We start from the raw sequence: 19,190 nt of genomic DNA on the forward strand, positions 1-19,190 counted from the left end.
GCACGTCACTGATGAGCAACTACTTTTTTTCTAACTTAAATTGACATTTCGGGAGACTTAAAAGTTTGTTGCATGATGAATCCTTCTTTCGTGTTTTAAGTGAGGTGGTAAGTCGTGCACGCCTTACACTCTTATATAAACGATTGGGACCTGGAATTTTAAAAGAGTAAAACAAAATTATTTCACTGGTAAAACTAAAGGTGCAAAAACAATGAGTTTTACTAATCTTTTACTAAGACAAATACCACAAGCCCGCAAAAGGTGAAGATTTGCTTTAGAATCACGCTTGACAGCGCTATCAGTCAAGAAAGGGTTTTGTTCCCCATCTAAAACTGGTATTATAGAGGCTGTTTATAGTGTCTGAGCAGGAGTGCCTGCTTAGACATCAACCAGTACCAAATGATGGTAACTTAAGCAAAGGATGGCTAGGAATGGAAAACAGCCAAAAAATGGTTAAGCACCAGTCCCGCGGGTATCTTTTTGCCAAGCGGGTCACTGACATTGTGCTTTCAGTAATTGCCTTAATCCTGTTGAGTCCGGTCTTTTTAGTGATCTGGCTGCTGGATTCATTCGGCGATAATAAGGGACCTGTCTTTTTTAAGCAGACCCGGATCGGGATGCACCACCAGCCCTTTAAGATTTACAAGTTTCGCTCGATGATCGTGAATGCGGATGAAATTTTGCACCAGGATCCTGAATTGTACCAAAAGTACGTGGCTAATAATTACAAGCTAGAGCCAGAAGAAGACCCGCGGATTACCCGCTTAGGGCGGATCTTGCGCAAGACTTCACTGGACGAAATCCCCCAGTTCATTAACATTTTGAAGGGGGAAATGAGTTTGATTGGACCACGGCCGGTAGTGAAAGAAGAAGTTGAAATTTATGGGGACCGCGCGGATAAGTTCTTGTCGGTCAAGCCTGGGGCGATGGGCCTGTGGCAGGCTAGTGGTCGCAGCAATATCGGTTATCCGGAACGGTGTGATTTAGAGCTGAGCTACGTGGATCACGCTTCGTATTGGTATGACTGCCGGATTCTCTTTAAGAATTTAATTAGTATCTTTAAGAGTACCGGGGCCTATTAGAGGAGAGCATTGTGAAAGTTAAAATTTTAGTGGCAACGCATAAGAACTACGCCATGCCCAAAGACCCAGTGTATTTGCCGGTCTTTGTCGGCAAGGCCTTGCACCCGGATGTTAATCAGACCTACCAAGGGGATAATACTAGGGACAATATTTCTGCCAAGAATGCCAATTATAATGAACTAACAGCGATCTACTGGGGCTGGAAGAACCTGCCCGACCTGGATGCAATGGGGTTAGTCCACTACCGGCGGCACTTTAGTCTGACCGGCAAAAAGGACGTCCAAACGGTCTTAACCCAAGCAGACGTCGAAAAGTTGCTGGCCCAAGCCGATGTTTTGGTGCCCAAGCGCCGGAACTACTACATTGAAAGCAATGAATCCCACTATTTGCACGTCCATGAGCATGAACCCCTGGAAGTTATGAAAGACATTATTCAGGCCGATTACCCAGAATACGTACCGGCCATGGAGAAGGTCTTAAAGCGGACTTGGGCCCACATGTTCAATATGTTTGTCATGAAGCGACAACCGTTGGACGAATACTGCACCTGGATGTTTGAAGTCTTGGCCAAGGTTGAAGCGCGGATCGATATTACTAATTACACCCCGTACGAAAAGCGGGTGTACGGCTTCTTAAGTGAATTAATGCTGGATACCTGGCTGGAGACACACCCTGAATACCGGGTCAAGGAAGTCAATTACGTCTTTATGGAACCGGTCAACTGGTTCGTGAAGGGCGGCAAGTTCTTAAAGCGCAAGATTTTTGGCCATGGGGAGCATTAAGTGAGGAAAGGACGATGAGACAACTACTTTTAAAAGAGTGGGATCGCTTTGTTAATTTTAAATTAACAGGAGAGTTATTGTATCAAGTTGCCTTTATTTACTTGGTAACTATCTCGTACCTCCAAACATCGACTTATGTTGATTTTTTTGCACCAAGTACCTTACATCGGTTATTATTTATAGGGTTAGTTACCTTAGCTTTTAAAATCTTCTTTCTGGATCGGCATAATGTATGGTCGATGCTTGGCAATTTATTGGGCTTTGGCTTGCTATTGATTACTTGGCGGACTTCCCATGATTTTATGTTGGTCGTGATGGGGACTTTAATTCTTGGCGCCCGCGGGGTTAACTTTCGTCAAATTGTAAAATTGTACTATTTGGTTGGGTTAGTCGGGTTACTTTACATTATTGTGTCTGCTGAAGCCGGTGTGATTCGGAATTTAGTCTTTGTGCGGGATACCACGGGGGCAGTTCGGCGGGCCTTTGGGATTATTTATCCCACTGATTTCGCCGCTCATGTTTTGTTTTTAGTCTTGGCGGATGCGTACTTGGCCTTTCACCGCTTAAAGTGGTGGCGGTATATCCTTTATATGATAATTGCCGGAGTAGTAATGTGGGGGACCAATTCGCGTCTAGATGCCATCGCTATTCTATTAATAATTCCGATAACGTGGTTAGGTCAGCGTGCTGCGCAAGGGCATTTAGTTAGTCGCTTGGTAGCAGGATTTTATTGGCCAATTCCAATTTTAGGTGCTTATCTAATAATTATTGCCTCATACTTTTTTACTTTTTCTAATCATCTATTTGAAAAAGTAAATCATGCTTTATCTGGTCGTCTTCAGTTTGGACATACAGCGTTTGTTCGCTATGGCTTTTCTAAGTTTGGTCAACCCGTTCAAGAAAATGGTTGGGGCGCTGGCGTGGGGGCTAAAAAAGTAGTTACAGATTACTTTTTTATTGATGCTTCATTCTTGCGTCTCCTGATTATTTTCGGAACAATTGTATTATTGGTAGTACTACTAATGATGACCCAACTCAGTTGGCAATCAATCCAGACTAACGACTATGCGTTAGCAAGTGTTATGGTGATCGTAACCGTCAGCGCGATTTTAGAGCAACGGTTAGTCGATATCGCGTATAATCCCTTTCTGTTGGCATTTCTAGCAACGGGGACAGCATCAATGATGACAAAGGAGAAAGACATTGAAAGAGTACACAGTTAAGGAATTAACCCAGATGTTTACTAAGAGCATCATCTTAATTCTTGCACTTGCGGTAATTTTTGGTGGAGCGTTTGGCTTCTTGGCCAAACATCGCCAATCTACTACTTATACGGCGCACCGCAGTGTGTTAATTTCACACAATTATCAAGCTGCACCGACGCAGAATAATGATCAAAATGCCCAAGTGATGGCGGATCAAAATTTGATGCCGACCTACGAAGAACTTTCTCAAGGACGGACAGTGGCGAAAGAGACGCGGTCGTTATTACCAAAGAAGTTACAAAAGAAGTACACTACGGACGATTTGGATTCGATGATCCATGCCAAGAGCCACCAGCAATCTTTGATTTTGGAAATGAAGGTTGAGACGGGCTCTTCGGCAACGGATGCAGCCAAAATTGTTAATGCGGCTGCCGAAGCAGTTCAAAAGGAATTGCCACGGTTGAAAGCCGGGGTTGGGACGGTAACGCCACTTGCCAAGGCTACTGCTGATGATGTAACGAGCGAAACGACGCCAAAAGCCAAGAAGTACGCGGTGGTTGGCGCAGCCCTAGGGGGCTTAGTCGGGATTGTAATTTCCTTTGGGGGAATTGCAATTAAGGACTTCCTGCGGAAAAATGGTAAATAGTTAAGCAAATAGCCATGTCTGCATTCGCGGGGATGGTTATTTTTGTATCAATATTATGAGGGGTAGAAAAGAATGACGCATAAGCTTTTATTGTCAGTAACTGATCCACACGCTAATAACGCGGGACCCAAAGCACGGACCGATATTGAGCATTTTTTAGCTGATGAGTGCGAAATTTGTCAGTTACCGTTTGATTACGAATCAAAGTTGAAGAAGCTGAAATATAAGTACTGGGACATTCCACGGCTGTTTAAACAACGCAAAGTGGATGAAATCTACTTTCAGTACCCAGTCTACTCAACGGTTTTAATGGACGCTTTAGTAGCATCGATTAAGCAGAATACGACAGCTAAGTTGATCTTTATTATTCATGATATTGAATCTTTGCGCCTTTTCAAAGAGCAAGTTGGCTATGCACAAAAGGAAGTAGAGTGGCTGAATCAAGCTGATGGACTGGTGGTTCACAGTCAAGCCATGCAGGACTATTTACGTAACCAAGGGGTGACGACCCCGATGGAGATTTTGGGGCTTTTTGACTACTTAAATCCTCAACCTTTACAAGACCCTCAACCGTACCGGCGGTCGCTTTGTTTTGCGGGGAATTTAATGAAGTCTCAGTTTTTAAGCCAAGTTGATTTTGGTGAGAAGCTGCCACTACAAGTGTATGGCCCTAACCCACTGGATGACTTGTCAGCTGACGTTAGCTATGAAGGGGTATATACGCCTGAAGAACTTCCCCAACACTTGACTGCCAATTTTGGCTTAGTATGGGATGGCAGTCGCACGGATACTTGTGATGGTGATTTCGGCGAGTATATGCAGTATAACTGCCCACATAAGGTCTCTCTGTATATCAGCAGTGGGTTACCAGTCGTGGTTTGGGAAAAGGCGGCGGTTGCTAAATACTTGGTTGAAAATGGGCTGGGAATTGCCGTGGCTAGCTTAGATAAATTACCAGGTCGTCTCGCTCAGTTCTCCCTCGAAGACTACGAAGCAATGAAGAAACGAGTGGCCCAAGTGGCAGTAGGGTTACGTAATGGACAGCAAATCAAAAGCGCACTTGAACGACTGCAAACCCGGTTGAAGTAGGAGGCTGATGTTATGCAAGCAGTCTTAATTATTGCCCATAAACAGCCTGAGCAAATTATTGCTTTAGCAAAGCAATTAGTCCCGACGTTTAAAGTCTGGGTACACTTTGACACGAAAATGACGATTACCCCGGCGCAACAAGCAGCGTTTGATCAATTAGGAGTTCATACCTTCTCTAAAATTGATGTTCGTTGGGGCGGTTGGAGCATTGGGCAGGTGGCCGTAGAGCTTTTTAAGGCCGCATTAAAGGATCCAGAAATAACTCATTTGCATTTGATCTCAGGGCAAGATTGGCCCGTTCAAGCGCCGGCAAAGATTGCTCACTTCTACGAAAATGACGATCACATTTACATGAAATATTTCCGCGCCGATCAAGTCCGTAAATCGGGTGAATTGGTTTTGTGGTGGCAAAAATACTATTTCCCGTATGATAAATTGAACCGCCGGACGCTGTTTGGCAAGATCTATCACCGGGTGAGCTTGCATTTACAGCGGCTCCTAGGGGTAAATAAGCTTAAACGGTTAGGGTACCGGCCAGAAGAAATTTATTCAGGTGAAAATTGGGTTGATTTACCGCGGGATGCTGCGGAATATGCAGTGGAGTATTTTGAGACCCATCCGAAGCTGCAAATAATGTTAAAGACGGGGGCTTTTTCTGATGAATTTTGGTTACCGATAATTTTCTGCAATCAGCCAGAATACCGAGACCGAATCATTCAAAAGCATTATCGTTATATTCTTTGGGAAGAGCGCTATGGTAGTCGACCAGCGATCTTAGATATGCAAGATTTACCGGCGCTGCAAAGCGAGCCTTATTTCTGGGCGCGTAAAGTGGTCTTTGGTATCTCTGATGAATTGACTCAGCACTTGCCGCTAGCCTCAAGGGAGCCGGGTAAGCCAGAAAATTAAGTTGTAGTTTCCAGCCATTTAGCCTATCATTGACAGATAGATATCTGAACGAAAGAGGAACTGGTATGTCAAAGTATGATTATTTAGTCGTCGGGGCCGGCCTGTTTGGCGCGACCTTTGCGTATGAAGCGGCCAAGCGCGGTAAGCGGGTGAAGGTGATTGAAAAGCGCGATCACATTGCCGGGAATATCTACACCAAAGAAATTGCCGGGATTCAGGTCCACCAGTACGGCGCCCACATTTTCCATACTTCCAACAAGGAAATTTGGGACTACGTCAACCAATTTGCGGAATTTAACCGCTACACCAATTCACCAATTGCCAATTTCCACGGTGAAATCTACAACCTCCCCTTTAATATGAACACCTTCTCCAAGATGTGGGGAGTCAAGACGCCGGCCGAAGCTCAGGCTAAGATCGATGAGCAACGGCAAGAAATGGCAGGTAAGCAGCCGGCCAACCTGGAAGAACAAGCCATTTCGCTGATTGGCCGTGACATTTACGAGAAGCTGGTCAAGGGTTACACCGAAAAGCAGTGGGGCCAAAAGGCGACCGACCTGCCGGCTTTCATCATTCGCCGCTTGCCAGTCCGGCTGACCTACGACAACAATTACTTTAACGATGCCTACCAGGGGATTCCGATTGGTGGTTACACTCAGATCGTTGAAAAGATGCTGGCCAGCGACTTGATCGACGTCGAGACCGGGGTCGATTTCTTTGCCAAGCAAGCGGAATATGAAGCCGAATTCCCGAAGATTGTCTTTACCGGGATGATCGACCAGTACTTTGGCTACCAGCTCGGTGAGCTTCAATACCGGAGCCTGCGCTTTGAAACCGAAGAGTTGGATGTTGACAACTACCAAGGGAACGCGGTTGTCAATTATACGGACGCCGAAACCCCGTATACCCGGGTGATCGAACACAAGCACTTTGAATTCGGCAAGGGCGACGCCAACAAGACGATCGTCACCAAGGAATACCCGGCCGATTGGCACCACGGGGATGAACCCTACTACCCGGTCAACAACCAAGCTAACAACAGCCTCTACAAGCAATATGCAAAACTGGCCGCCGATACTAAGCCGAACGTGATCTTCGGTGGGCGGCTCGGGCAGTACCGCTACTATGATATGGATCAGGTCCTCCACGCGGCCCTGGTTACCGTGACAAAGGAGTTTGGCAAGTAAGATGCAAGTGATTAAGAACTATTTGTATAATGCGGGCTATCAGATTCTGTTGATGTTTGCGCCGATTATTACGACCCCCTATATTTCGCGGGTCTTAGGGCCGCACGCCTCGGGGATCAATAGCTATACAAATGGTTGGGTCACCTTCTTTTGCTTGATCGGTCAGCTTGGGATCACCCTGTATGGGAACCGGGAGGTCGCCTACCACCGCGATGACAAGTTTGAGCGGTCGCGGGTCTTTTGGGGGATTGAACTCCTACAGCTGGGGACCATCTGTCTGTCACTGCTAGCCTACTTAACGGTTGTCTTACTGTTCTCGTCGACCTTCAAGGTCTTTTATTTACTGCAGACCTTTTGGATCATTGCCGCCGGACTCGACGTTTCCTGGTACTTCATGGGGATGGAGGACTTTAAAAAGACCGTCGTCCGCAATACAATCGTCAAGTTGATCTCGATTTGTCTGATCTTTGTCGTCGTCAAGCAGGAAAGCGACCTGTGGAAGTACATTCTCCTGCTCGGTTTGGCTCAGGTCGGCGGGAATATTACCCTCTGGCCCTATCTGCGCGATTCGATCCAGTGGGTGGCGCCAAAGTACTGGAAGCCCTTCAAGCACCTGTACCCATCCTTGATCCTCTTTATTCCGACCATCACCACCCAGGTCTACTTGGTGGTCAACAAGTTGATGCTCGGGCGGATCGGGGCCCAGGATGCCTTGGGGCAATTTGATTACGCCGATAAGATTGTCAAGCTGGTCTTAGCGATCGTGACGGCGACCGGGACGGTGATGCTGCCCCACGTTGCCAATAAGTTTGCCAAGGGGGATGTGAAAGGAGTTCGTCAAAGCCTCTATAATTCCTTTGAATTTGTCACGGCCCTGGCGGTGCCGATGATGTTCGGCCTAATGGCGGTCGCCAAGAAATTTGCCCCCTGGTTCTTAGGGGAGAAGTATGTTCCGACCGGGACGATCATGTTCATCGAAGCGCCAGTGATCCTCTTTATCGCTTGGAGTAACGTAATTGGCACGCAGTACTTGATGCCGGTTAAGCGGGTCAATGAATTTACGGCGTCAGTGACGGCCGGGGCAATTACGAATATTGTCTTGAACTTTTTCTTGATTCCACGCTATACTGCAAACGGGGCCGCGATCGCCACGGTGATTGCTGAGTTTGCAGTGGCGGCCGTGCAATTACAATGTGTGCGGACGACGATTCGACGACGCGATCTATTTAGAAATATCTGGCGTTACTTACTTCCGGGTGGTTTGATGAGTTGGGTAGTCTATCATATTAGTGAAATGATGAGTATGAACATTATCAACCTGGCTTTTCAAGCGGCGGTTGGCATTATTATCTATGTCTTGGGGATTATAATGCTGAAAGCGCCAATTGTTGATCAAGCTAAGCAAATTTTAAGTAAGGGTAAGTAAGCGGCGAGTGATTGCTAATGGGGATGACCATTCAGCAATCGCTTTTTGCTTTCAGAGGTTATTATTATGGATGAAAAACTATCAATTATTATTCCCGCTCATAATTGCGAAGCAACATTAAGACAAGCTGTTGCAAGTATTTATGATGATTTGTCGACGGAGCAGGCTGCCATGATACAAACGATCATTGTTGAAAATGGCTCCCAAGACCAAACCCCACAAGTAGCCCAACAAATTGCAAAAGTGTACCCCCAAGTGTGCCTGACTCACAGTCAGCCGGGGGTATCAAAAGCACGCAACCAAGGGCTAAAGGTAGCTACCGGTCAAGCACTTCTTTTTTTAGATGCTGATGATTATTTTAAGCCAGACATGGTAAAGCAAGTGTTGGAACATGAAGTAAAAGCAGACTTGTTGATCTACTCGTTTGAGTCAGGAAAGGCGTTAAAACGTTTATTTGATCAAGCTATCCTTTATCAACAAGCTGATAAAGAGCAGCTAATCGCAACGATGCTTGAGAATCCAACCAATTATCTGACGGTTTGGGGGAAGGTATTTCGCCGCCAGTTGATTCTGGATCATCAGTTGTTCTTTAATGAGGATTTGCGTTTTTCTGAGGACTCCTTATTTGTCTTGCAGTATCTCTTGGTGGCGCAAACTGCGCTAGGTTTACCAACAGTCTTGTATCATTACAATCGAGCTGAAAATTCTGCCGTCCGTTCCTTTGACGAAGAAAAAGTAGCAGCTTACTTGCAGGCTTTAAAGGTAGTAAATAAACTAATTCAGACCTCGTTGCCTGACGTTTTGCCAAGCTTTTACATTTATGGACTGATGCAAGTTAATTTAATCGGGGTTCACGGGATTTATGATGCAAAGAATTCAGCTGCTGGAGCGGTGAAGAAGGCCCAGCTTAGAGCAGTTGTGCAAGATCCAATTGTGGCAAAGTGTTTGAGGCGAACCCCACTTACGCGGATGCGTACGCCAAAGTTTGCGGCGATTATTTTATTGAAATTGCATTGCTATGCCTTGGCAGGGAAGGTTTTTGCACTTCGTAGCCGGGCTAAATAATGAATATGTAGCAACTCCCGCCAAATAGGCAGGGAGTTTTTTAGTTCACGCGTTATTCAGATTGTAAAGTTTCTAGTAGTTTAACAATTTGTTTGCGATGATAGCTAACCGCTTGAGGAGTGATATTTAGCCGCTTAGCGAGTTCGTTGTTTGTTAAGCCGGAGTCTTTTAACAAGAGCCTTAAGAATTTACGTTGCATTGGTGCCGCTTGGGCTAAGGCTTGGTGAACTAATTGAATGGCAGCTTCCCGGGCTTCAAAGTCGTACTCGTAGCATAGATCCGGATGAGTTTGGCTGGGAGTGCTTGTTAGGGGCTGGTCCAGTTTGATGGCAGCTCGTTGGTAATCGCGATTGCCACGTTCAAAGTATTTACCGAGGCACCAGGATAAGCGTTGGTAGATGAAAGTGCTGCGTTTCATGGTCAAAACGGTTGCGCGCTGCTCAAAATCAATTAATGCCTGGGAGGCTGCCAGGTGGCATTCCTGAACTAAATCATCACGGTCGGGATGACTCGGCTGGATATTTGCGCGCTTGAGAAAGCCGAAAATAAGGCCGGACAAGTTAGGGTCGGTATAGGTCGCCAAGAGTGCCTGATTAAATTGGCTGTTCGAGTGATTGAATTTCATAAAAAATCTCCGTTTCGTTTAGGCTTGTCTCGGCCGAAGACGAAAACATCATATAAAGATTTTTAAAAAGTTGAAAACGTTAAATCATCCCTTAATCAATCTCAAAATGAGACGAAAAGGCGTTAACCTGGTCAATTTCGCTCTTGCCGACCAGCATAAATCATGGCTTTGATCCAGAATGGGCCATTTTTAATCTTCTTAAGTGGGGGGATTTTGCTTTTGTATCAAAAAGTTAATCACAAAAATAAAAATGAAATAAAATTATTCTAGCAGCGCTTAAAGACTGATAATTGAGAGAAATGAGATTAAAATTTGGGTCTTGAGAAAGCGTTTACCTTTGTGCTTTAATGGTTAACGGAAATTTCCGAAATTTAACTTTAAACTGAGGAGGGCTTGCATGAGCTTATCAGAGATCCAAAACTTAAAGACACTTCGCAAGCAAGAATGGCCAGTGACTTCATACCATCCCATTAGCTGGGACGAAATTTTCTTTTTGACGGCGTACCGGGAAAAGCAGACGCTCTTAATGTTGACCAAGGGGGAAGGCTTGGTCGTTGATCGGCCATTAAAGTATGTAATAAATAAGTTCGCAGAAACGGCGCAGATTTGGGAGCTGGATACAAAGTGCTTTTACCAGCAATATAAGCACCGGCCAATTGCGTATGTCGCCGGGTTTCATGCCTTAGTGCCGAGTTGTGGTGCTAAAGACACTGATGTGGTGTATTACATGGCGCACTTTATGAAAGCGCATGAATACAATGGTAAGACCAAGGAAATGTTACTTTACTTTTGCGATGAAAAGCGCGGCACCCATTTTAAGTTGGGGCTCGATGTTGCGCGGGGGGCCTTTGAAGGGATTCTTAATTCGGTGGACAAATATGAAAGGCAACAACAATTGCGCCTTAAGCAGTTCGAAATGTGGCTAGGCCATAGTCAACAAATCAGCTGGCCGGAATTTAAGCAGCTCAACGCTGACTTTTTGGCAGCCGAAGATGAGTGGGGCTTGGCACTCCTAATGGATTTTTGTACACGGACCTACGGAGAGCCCCATCTAGAAGAGTGCCAAGCCTACATTAAGAAGTATTTCCACCGGCCCTACCGGATCTAAGATTTTTGGGTGAATTCCGGAAAAGTCCCCGCAAGGCCCGTGATTTGTGTTACAATAAAGTTACAAAGAAATGATAAAGATTACAGTAACTTTAACAGCATGGGAGAAATCATGAAGGGTAAGGAGGATGATGATCATGCGGAAGGAATTCAAGCTATTATTCAGTACCGTTGCAATGGCGGCATTATTAGCCGGTTGTGGTCAAGCGGCAACGACCAGCTCCAAGAAGGCGGCCAGTTCATCATCGCCGGCCCCGACCAGCCAAACAACCAAGAAGCACGCTGACCACACCGTAGCCAAAGCGGCAGAAGCGCCGACCGCGGTTGCGACAACCCCGGCGGCAACTACTACGCCAGCTGCACCAATGATGCTGAAGGCAGCTAGCCAAGCCCCGGCGACCTACACGCCCGTTACTAAGACGTTGACGGTTAACACCCCGGCGGCAACTAAGGTAGCGACGCAACAGACGGCCAACCAAGCGGTCCCAACGCCAACCAAGGCAACTACGACTTTGGCGGCGGACCAACTGACGCTGAACCAAAAGTTTGGCCTCTACACTTGGTACACCAGCAAGCACGTAACCAACGAAGCGTTGCCAGTCACTGATCGCCCATTATCAGTAACGATCATGAACGAAAGCAGCGTCTTGGCCCCATTGCCAAACGGGACCAACAATACCTACTACCAGGTCTACGGCAGCACGGCGGACAATGGCGAGTGGGTTAACTACTACGCCCAAAGCAAGGATGTCGCTGGCAGCGACAAATCCGTCTACCTGTACAAGGGGAACCAGTGGAACCAATACCAGCTCAATGACATGGTAAACACGGCGAACCAAGAACAAGCAGGCGCTTATGTCAACCAAGTAGCGAACAACGTGCAAGTTCACGACGAACGGTAAGACCACGTTCCGTGGTCGCTCGTCAACCCTAGTAAAATGGGGCTGACGAGCTTTTTCTTTTCCTGAAAAGTCATGAAAAGGGCAAACACAAATTAAACGCAAGGTTTCTTTCATGTAACAATCATGTATCATCTTGGCCAGAGCGTTGATCGAAAAAACAATGAATGATAGAATTTACAAGGAACATTTAGAAAATCATAAATTTTTGAAACTATTAAAGATAAAAACCGAGTAATTAACGTAAGGAGAACGACATGGGTAAACCGAGTCAGGATATGAAATGTCACTTTAAGATGTACAAGAAAGGAAAGCTGTGGTTAGTCGCTGGGATTACGGCGGCCAGCCTCTTTGCCGGCGTGCACGGTGCAAAGGCCGACACGACGACCCAAGCGGATCAAGCTGCTGACAAGGTCGCAACGACGACCGGTAACGCTAACAGCAGCGATGACCAAACGGTCCTCTCTGCGGCAACTGCCAGTGCTAACGTAGCCGTAGTGACGCCAGCGGTCAGTGCGTCCGCGCAAGTTAGCGCAGATCCAGCAGTGAGCGCCTCAGCGCAAGTGGCTTCGGCGAGCCAAGCGGTTAGTGCCGCTACGGCCCCAGCTAGCCAACAAGCAGCACCAGTTGCAATGTACAAGGCGGCTGTTGAAACGTCTGCCCAAGCTGCGGCTCAATCCAACGCCGTAACTACGTCTGATGCAACGTCTGCTAACTCTTCTGCGGCTCCATCTACCAAGGAAGTTTACAGTGGTGGGCACTGGTACTTGCAAGATACTGCGACGAACCAATACCTGAATGGCTGGCAAAGCTTATCTGGTAACCGGACGGTCTACTACGATACGACTTCTAACCAGATGCAATATGGCGAAAAAGAAATTAACAACCAATGGTATTACTTCCGGACCGACAATGGGGATGTCGTCACTGGTTGGCAAAAATTAGCGGACGGTCGGAATGTCTACTATGACGTGAAGAAAGACGGTAATAAAGTTACTGGTCAAGGGATGCTTCACGGGATGCAAGAAGCTAACGGTACCTACTACTACTTCAATATCTGGAATGGTGACCGTGAACAAGGCTTTAAGACCAACAATGGTAAGACTTATTACTTTGCCCCAAGCATGACCAAAGGTGAAAAAAACATCAATGGTCATTGGTACGACTTTGATAATAATGGGGTAATGCAGACTGGCTTTACGAAGTTAGCCGATGGTCGTTTGGACTACTACAACGCCCAAGGCCAAATGCAATATGGTGAACAAAAGATTAATGGGCAATGGTACTACTTCCGGACGGATAATGGTGACACTGCTCGTGGCTTTACGAAGTTAGCTGATGGTCGAACGGTTTATTACGATGTTGATGCTAACGGTAAGGGGCAAGGAATGCTCCATGGTGAAAACACCTTAGCCAATGGTAAGACTTACTTATTTGCTTCCAACAATGGTGACCTGCAAAAGGGTGCAATTTATACTAATGGTAAGTTACGTTACTTTGGCACGGATGGTGCGCTAGTTAAGAGCGGTAAAGTTGGATCCTTAGCTACTGATGCTAATGGGTACCTTAGTTTGGTTAATGGCGAAAACCAAGTTACGGGTCACTGGTACTTGTATGATGCTAAGGCCGGGGCTTTGAAGACTGGTTGGCAAAAGCTTGTTGACGGTCGGACTGTCTACTACAACCCGCAAACAGCCCAAATGACGCATGGCGAAAAGAATATTGGTGGTCATTGGTACTACTTTAGTACACAAAATGGTGATATGGCCAAAGATTTCACCAAGTTAGCCGATGGTCGGACTGTTTACTACAACAATAATGGTCAAATGCAGTATGGTGAACAGAAGCTGAACGGTCACTGGTATTACTTTGCCACGAACAATGGTGATATGGCCAAAGGTTTCACCAAGTTAGCCGATGGCCGAACCGTTTACTACAACAATAATGGTCAAATGCAATATGGCTGGCAAAAAATTAATAACAAGCAGTACTACTTTGCCACGAACAATGGTGACATGTTTAAAGGTACACACACCATCGATGGCAAGACTTACACCTTTGACAACAACGGGGTTGAAGAAGCTTGGGGTTGGCCATTCCCATCCGTTGGGCAAGGTTACTTCTCTGGGGCACAACGCTTCGGGGTGAACGCCGGTGGCGAATTCCGGTTGAACGGCTTCCACGACGGGTTGGACTTTGGTTCCGTTGATCACCCAGGTTCCACGGTTCACGCTATTCACGCTGGGACGGTTAAGTCTGTCGGCTACACGGCCGGGTTAGACTGGTACGTTACGGTTGATACCGGTGAATACCTGGTGGTTTACCAAGAAGCCTTTAGTTCCCGGAACCAAATCGCGGTTAAGCCAGGACAACAAATCGGCTTAGGTGACACGATCGGTTACCGGAACACTTCCCACCTCCACATTGGGATTACCCGCCAAAAGAACTTCAACGTGGCCTTGGCTAACTCCTTTAACAACAACGGGACTTGGCTGAACCCACTGGACATTATCTTAAACAACCGTTAAGATAGTTAAGTTGAATAAGTAATCAAAAGAGTACCGGCAACTTTGTCGGTACCCTTTTTGTAAGGACGCTAAATTCGAAGAAAGGATTTCATTTTGAAGAACAATGTCGATCAAATCCGGGCCTACCAAGCCAATTTTGCCCGGAATGTGAAGAAAGTTACTACCCTCTCAGGGGTTGTCTTGGCCACGGCAAGCTTTTTGCTGCTGGTTCAACCTCAAGCCGCGCAAGCTGAAACGACGCCGGCAACTACCGTTAGCCAAGCAGCCAGTACGGCGTCACAAGCCTCAGCCCCAGCCACGCCGGCTTCGAGTGCTAGTGATGCTTCTGTTAGCTCAGTAGCAGCGCCAGCTTCGGCCAGTGCTTCGACTTCAGCAGCGAACAGTGCTAATTCGTCCGCTAACGCGAGCGTGACTAATGCCACGGCTAGCAGCAGTGAGTCAGCCTTGTACAAAGCGGCCGATGCCAATACGCCAACCGTAGTGACAAACCCGGATGTCGTTGCCAACGCAGTCAACACGACTTCTGCGCCAAATATTAAAACCTACACCCCAAGCAATAATGCCGGTAGCGTTACGAATAAGGGTTCCTACAGTACCAGCGCGGATGCGATTGACGTTTCCTCCTACCAGGGGGCAATGAGCGTTAATACCTATACTAACTTGAAAAATCAAGGGGTGAAGTACGTCATCGTCAAGCTGACCCAAGGGACCACCTACGTAAACCCATACGCGGGGACTCAGATTGCCAACGCTAAGGCGGCTGGCTTAACGGTCTATGCTTATGACTATGTGACCTTTACTTCGACCGGGGCCGCGCAAGCCGAAGCGGCCTACTTTGCGGCGGCGGCCCGGCGGTTTGGTTTGGGCAAGGATGCCCTGATGATTGCCGACGTGGAAGATGACGTGGTCAAGCGGGGCAATATTACCAGCTTGTTAAACGCCTACTGGGCGGCCTTAAGCGCCCAAGGCTTCACCAACCATGCCGTCTACACTGGCTACTACTTTGACCAACAATATAAGGTCAGTTCAACCGTCGGCAAGAGTCGGACTTGGATTGCCGCTTACTACTACTCCTACTGGAAGAATACGATCTTAAATTCTGGCTACGGGGCCTGGCAATACACCGATTCCTTTAACGGGATTGACGGCTCGATTGACATGGGGCTCTTTTCCTCGAACGTGGCTAAGAACGGGGAAAGCTACGAAAATGGCCACTGGTATCTCTACCAAGGCGGCGTCAAGCAGACCGGCTTTATGCGCTTAACTGATGGCCGGGTCGTTTACTACAATGGGGCTGGGCAGATGCAATACGGTCTGCAAACGATCAATGGAGCGACTTACTACTTCCGGACGGATAACGGGAATATGGTCACGGGGCAAACGACAGTCAATGGTAGCAGCTACTACTTTGACCCGAAGACAGGCCAACGCCAAACTGGTTTGGTATACAATCAAGCGGGCAAGACGTTCCAATATTATGATTTAACAACGGGTAAATTGTTAACCAGCGCCAATGGAACTTATGTCGGTAAGCTTCATGTTCAAGCTAATGGGACGGTCGACCTTAAAACATTAACGAATGGCTTGAATGTAATTAACGGAGTTCGCTACTACTATAATGCTACAACCCAGACCTTGGTAAGTGGTTTAATGACAGTAAGTGGTAAGACTTACTACTTTGATCCAACGACTAAAAAGGCGATCAGCGGTCAGTTAAACCTGAATGGTTACTGGTATGGCTTCAGTAGCGATGGGATTATGCAGACTGGCTTTACCAAGATTGCGGATGGGCGCATTGTTTACTACAATCCTCAAGGCCACATGATGTATGGTGAACAAAAGATCAATGGAGCCTGGTATTACTTTGCAACCAATAATGGTAATATGGCAACTGGCTTTACTAAGTTAAAAGATGGGCGGACTGTGTACTATAACATGGCTGGCCAAATGCAGCATGGTTTAACCAATGTTAATGGTACTTACTACTATTTTGCGGATAATAACGGTGACCAGCAAACGGGCTTGAAAGTTGTTAATGGAAAGACGTATTACTTTGCTCCAACAATGTTAAAGAATGCGGAACGACGGATAAATGGCTATTGGTATTACTTTAAAGCCGATGGTAGTACGGCAACTGGCTTTACGAAATTAAATGATGGTCGGACAGTTTACTATAACGGCCAAGGTCATATGCTGTATGGTGAACAACAAATTAATGGAGCCTGGTATTACTTTGCGACCAATAATGGTGACATGGCGAAAGGCTTTACTAGATTAGCTGATGGCCGGTTAGTTTACTATAATACTGCGGGACAAATGCAACATGGCTTGACCAATGTCAATGGAGCGTATTATTATTTCGCAGATAACAATGGTGACCAGCAAAGAGGTTTTAAAAAGATTAATGGTAAAGTTTACTATTTTGCGCCAACGATGCTTAAGGCTACTGAACAACGTATTAATGGCTCTTGGTACTACTTTAAAGCGGACGGTAGTATGGCAACTGGTTTTACCAAGTTAAATGACGGGCGAACAGTTTACTATAGTACTCAAGGGCGGATGCAATATGGTGAGCAACACATTAATGGGTATTGGTATTACTTTGCTACGAACAACGGCGATATGGCAAAAGGCTTTACGCACTTGGCTGATGGTCGGACGGTTTATTATGATCAAAACGGGCGTATGTTATATGGTAAACAATTAATTAATGGTAAATGGTACAATTTTCGGAAAGACAACGGTGATTTAATTAAATAGATAAAGTATTATTGTAGGAATTATGGTCCTAAGGAGACTAAATTCCTACTTTTTATTTTCTTTTGCGTAATTGTTGATATAATAGCCTAAGTTTAACGAAAAAGAAGAAGGGGTATTTTTATGAAATATGCCAAAAAGATTAGGTATGATTTTCTGCTGGAAGTATTTTTTACTTTAATTATTGTCATTATATCTATAACTAGAATTAATAAAAATGGAATTTTAATGTGGGGGGATAGATCCGTTCTTTCATACTCAAAGAATTTATGAAATTAAATGTGCGTTCCAAAATTGGGAGATCCCTGTCTGGGGGAATTTTAGAACATTTAATTTTGCTGGCCAAGCGATAAACGGAATGTATCCCGACTATACACTATGGTTATTTGTCCTACTAACAATATGGATTAAGAAAGTTACGGTTCAAGTGATCGTAATAAAAAGCTCGATACTTTTAAGCGCGTTCTATATTACTGATCACACCCTTAAAAAACGAGGATTTGATAAAGTATCTTCGGCATTGTGTGCGTGGTTATATGTAACTTCAGGATATTATTCATATATTTTTTATCAACAATTTCAACCAAATACCATGATGGTAATGATGATTTTATTTCCGTTACTGTTTATTTTGAGTGATATTTTACAAGCTAAAAAATTTAATGTTAAGTTAATGCTTAAGTTTTCTTTGTTACTTACATGGGTGTTATTCTCGCATTTAGTATCTTTTGTTGTTTTGGTTACCCTAGTTGTTGTTGTTCTTGGATATAAATTAGTTGTGGTTAAAAATGTAACGTTTGCCAGTTTAAAGATTTTTGTGGGAAGTTCAACATTAACTTTATTAATGGGTTCGTCTTTACTATATAGAATTTTAATAATATCTATGTCGGGTCTTCACACTCCATTTAATGCGGGACAGGTTGGAAGCGAAGAATTTGTTAAACTTTTTACTAATAGCACATGGGATGCGACTAATGGCCCTTCTATTATTGCGATGGTAGCATTACTTTTAGTTCTTATAAGCGGAAAGTTGAAGACAGATAAAATTGTTCAGAATTTAGCATTAGTTGAATTTATGATTTTGATTTTCTGTAGTTCAATATTGCCATGGAATGTATTACAGAAATTACCTGTTCTTGGTAATTTTCAATTTGCTCAATGGAGATATGGCCTTTTTGCTAGCTTTATTCCGATGATTATGCTCATGAAGAGTATATCCAAACATAATCTTAGAAAGATTCTACTTGTTTTTGCTATCTTAAGTATTGGAATCATGGTCGGTAAAGAATATTCATACCATCAAGAATTTGCTCAAAATCCAGTGCTGAATGCTCGTACCAAAGATGCATCGCCAATGAGTACAACTATGCTAATAAAAGAAGGTGGCGTAACCAATCCTACAAATATTTCAGCTATTCCTGATTACGTTCCCAAGAATGTTGCGACAAAATCAGTAACATTTAAAGACGATACCCTCAATGATGACGTTAAAAATGAACTAACTAACCATTTTTTAGTGATTGGGAAAAATAAAGTATCAACTAAAGTTTCACCTGTAAGAAATGGGGTATCTTTAGAAGTTGTATCGTATAACAAAAAAGGGGTTAGAAATATTCAACTGCCAATCTTTGGTTATTCGACGTTAAAGTACAATGTAACCTTAAATGGTAATTTAGTGCCTTATCACGTTAATGCTAGAGGACTTTTGGAAATTCGAGCCCATATTTATAGTGGAGATGATATCTCGGTTCAAATGGTACTTCCTAAGGTATATAAATTTCTTCTATATGTAAATGGATTAGCAATACTAATTACTATAGGCTGTTTGGTTCTCATGAATCGGACACAAAAATTAAGCTTGAGTTGTTTCTGATAGATCTTTT

15 protein-coding genes are annotated in these 19,190 nt (G+C 45.0%); 14 read left to right on the forward strand and 1 reads right to left on the reverse strand.

Annotated features, from left to right (window positions below; all coding sequences use genetic code 11):
- Nucleotides 1–431 precede the first annotated feature (431 nt).
- From FC43_RS05550 to FC43_RS05590, 9 genes are all read left to right on the forward strand, one after another.
- Entirely contained in the window at nucleotides 432–1,082 is a 651-nt protein-coding gene (locus FC43_RS05550; RefSeq protein ID WP_056954772.1) for a sugar transferase, read from the forward strand.
- An 11-nt stretch (nucleotides 1,083–1,093) separates the two neighbouring features.
- Nucleotides 1,094–1,864: a DUF4422 domain-containing protein gene (locus FC43_RS05555; protein ID WP_056954775.1), complete on the forward strand. Its 771-nt coding sequence runs from the start codon at nucleotides 1,094–1,096 to the stop codon at nucleotides 1,862–1,864.
- Between the two features lie 14 nt (nucleotides 1,865–1,878).
- Nucleotides 1,879–3,087, forward strand: a complete 1,209-nt coding sequence (locus FC43_RS05560) for a hypothetical protein (RefSeq protein WP_056954777.1) — start codon at nucleotides 1,879–1,881, stop codon at nucleotides 3,085–3,087.
- Nucleotides 3,068–3,715, forward strand: coding sequence for a YveK family protein (locus tag FC43_RS05565; RefSeq protein WP_056954779.1), 648 nt, complete (start codon nucleotides 3,068–3,070; stop codon nucleotides 3,713–3,715). Before FC43_RS05560 ends, FC43_RS05565 begins: the two co-directional genes overlap by 20 nt.
- 72 nt (nucleotides 3,716–3,787) lie before the next feature.
- Nucleotides 3,788–4,804: a glycosyltransferase gene (locus FC43_RS05570; protein ID WP_056954781.1), complete on the forward strand. Its 1,017-nt coding sequence runs from the start codon at nucleotides 3,788–3,790 to the stop codon at nucleotides 4,802–4,804.
- Between the two features lie 12 nt (nucleotides 4,805–4,816).
- On the forward strand, nucleotides 4,817–5,713 hold the full coding sequence (locus FC43_RS05575) for a beta-1,6-N-acetylglucosaminyltransferase (protein ID WP_056954783.1): 897 nt from the start codon (nucleotides 4,817–4,819) through the stop codon (nucleotides 5,711–5,713).
- A gap of 65 nt (nucleotides 5,714–5,778) precedes the next feature.
- The gene (glf, locus tag FC43_RS05580) at nucleotides 5,779–6,900 is read left to right on the forward strand and encodes a UDP-galactopyranose mutase (protein WP_056954786.1); all 1,122 of its coding nucleotides are present in this window, start codon (nucleotides 5,779–5,781) and stop codon (nucleotides 6,898–6,900) included.
- 1 nt (nucleotide 6,901) lies between these two features.
- Nucleotides 6,902–8,326 carry an oligosaccharide flippase family protein gene (locus FC43_RS05585; protein ID WP_056954788.1) on the forward strand — a complete coding sequence of 475 codons (1,425 nt, stop codon included), beginning with the start codon at nucleotides 6,902–6,904 and terminating at the stop codon, nucleotides 8,324–8,326.
- A gap of 66 nt (nucleotides 8,327–8,392) precedes the next feature.
- The gene (locus tag FC43_RS05590) at nucleotides 8,393–9,391 is read left to right on the forward strand and encodes a glycosyltransferase family 2 protein (RefSeq protein ID WP_056954790.1); all 999 of its coding nucleotides are present in this window, start codon (nucleotides 8,393–8,395) and stop codon (nucleotides 9,389–9,391) included.
- Between the two features lie 52 nt (nucleotides 9,392–9,443).
- Here FC43_RS05590 and FC43_RS05595 read toward each other — a convergent pair whose 3' ends face one another.
- A complete protein-coding gene (locus FC43_RS05595; RefSeq protein ID WP_056954792.1) occupies nucleotides 9,444–10,016 on the reverse strand; it encodes a sigma-70 family RNA polymerase sigma factor in 573 nt (190 codons plus the stop codon).
- Between the two features lie 397 nt (nucleotides 10,017–10,413).
- Here FC43_RS05595 and FC43_RS05600 point away from each other — a divergent pair, with 397 nt between their 5' ends.
- From FC43_RS05600 to FC43_RS05620, 5 genes are all read left to right on the forward strand, one after another.
- A complete protein-coding gene (locus FC43_RS05600) occupies nucleotides 10,414–11,124 on the forward strand; it encodes a hypothetical protein (RefSeq protein WP_056954794.1) in 711 nt (236 codons plus the stop codon).
- A gap of 136 nt (nucleotides 11,125–11,260) precedes the next feature.
- Nucleotides 11,261–12,025 carry a hypothetical protein gene (locus tag FC43_RS05605; RefSeq protein WP_156648298.1) on the forward strand — a complete coding sequence of 255 codons (765 nt, stop codon included), beginning with the start codon at nucleotides 11,261–11,263 and terminating at the stop codon, nucleotides 12,023–12,025.
- Between the two features lie 254 nt (nucleotides 12,026–12,279).
- On the forward strand, nucleotides 12,280–14,550 hold the full coding sequence (locus FC43_RS05610) for a peptidoglycan DD-metalloendopeptidase family protein (RefSeq protein ID WP_056954798.1): 2,271 nt from the start codon (nucleotides 12,280–12,282) through the stop codon (nucleotides 14,548–14,550).
- A 93-nt stretch (nucleotides 14,551–14,643) separates the two neighbouring features.
- On the forward strand, nucleotides 14,644–17,310 hold the full coding sequence (locus FC43_RS05615) for a GH25 family lysozyme (protein WP_056954800.1): 2,667 nt from the start codon (nucleotides 14,644–14,646) through the stop codon (nucleotides 17,308–17,310).
- A 424-nt stretch (nucleotides 17,311–17,734) separates the two neighbouring features.
- Complete coding sequence (locus FC43_RS05620) at nucleotides 17,735–19,180, forward strand: hypothetical protein (protein ID WP_156648300.1); 1,446 nt, start codon at nucleotides 17,735–17,737, stop codon at nucleotides 19,178–19,180.
- The last annotated feature ends 10 nt before the right edge of the window (nucleotides 19,181–19,190 follow it).

Source organism: Limosilactobacillus ingluviei DSM 15946, assembly GCF_001435775.1.
Classification (GTDB): Bacteria; Bacillota; Bacilli; order Lactobacillales; family Lactobacillaceae; genus Limosilactobacillus; species Limosilactobacillus ingluviei.

What these genes read in the sequence shown, in the direction of transcription:
- FC43_RS05610 (WP_056954798.1), top strand. Translation starts at nt 12,280, where the DNA reads ATGGGTAAACCGAGTCAGGATATGAAATGTCACTTTAAGATGTACAAG.
- FC43_RS05595 (WP_056954792.1), bottom strand. Translation starts at nt 10,016, where the DNA reads ATGAAATTCAATCACTCGAACAGCCAATTTAATCAGGCACTCTTGGCG.
- FC43_RS05605 (WP_156648298.1), top strand. Translation starts at nt 11,261, where the DNA reads ATGCGGAAGGAATTCAAGCTATTATTCAGTACCGTTGCAATGGCGGCA.
- glf (WP_056954786.1), top strand. Translation starts at nt 5,779, where the DNA reads ATGTCAAAGTATGATTATTTAGTCGTCGGGGCCGGCCTGTTTGGCGCG.
- FC43_RS05550 (WP_056954772.1), top strand. Translation starts at nt 432, where the DNA reads ATGGAAAACAGCCAAAAAATGGTTAAGCACCAGTCCCGCGGGTATCTT.
- FC43_RS05560 (WP_056954777.1), top strand. Translation starts at nt 1,879, where the DNA reads ATGAGACAACTACTTTTAAAAGAGTGGGATCGCTTTGTTAATTTTAAA.
- FC43_RS05590 (WP_056954790.1), top strand. Translation starts at nt 8,393, where the DNA reads ATGGATGAAAAACTATCAATTATTATTCCCGCTCATAATTGCGAAGCA.
- FC43_RS05600 (WP_056954794.1), top strand. Translation starts at nt 10,414, where the DNA reads ATGAGCTTATCAGAGATCCAAAACTTAAAGACACTTCGCAAGCAAGAA.
- FC43_RS05575 (WP_056954783.1), top strand. Translation starts at nt 4,817, where the DNA reads ATGCAAGCAGTCTTAATTATTGCCCATAAACAGCCTGAGCAAATTATT.
- FC43_RS05570 (WP_056954781.1), top strand. Translation starts at nt 3,788, where the DNA reads ATGACGCATAAGCTTTTATTGTCAGTAACTGATCCACACGCTAATAAC.
- FC43_RS05585 (WP_056954788.1), top strand. Translation starts at nt 6,902, where the DNA reads ATGCAAGTGATTAAGAACTATTTGTATAATGCGGGCTATCAGATTCTG.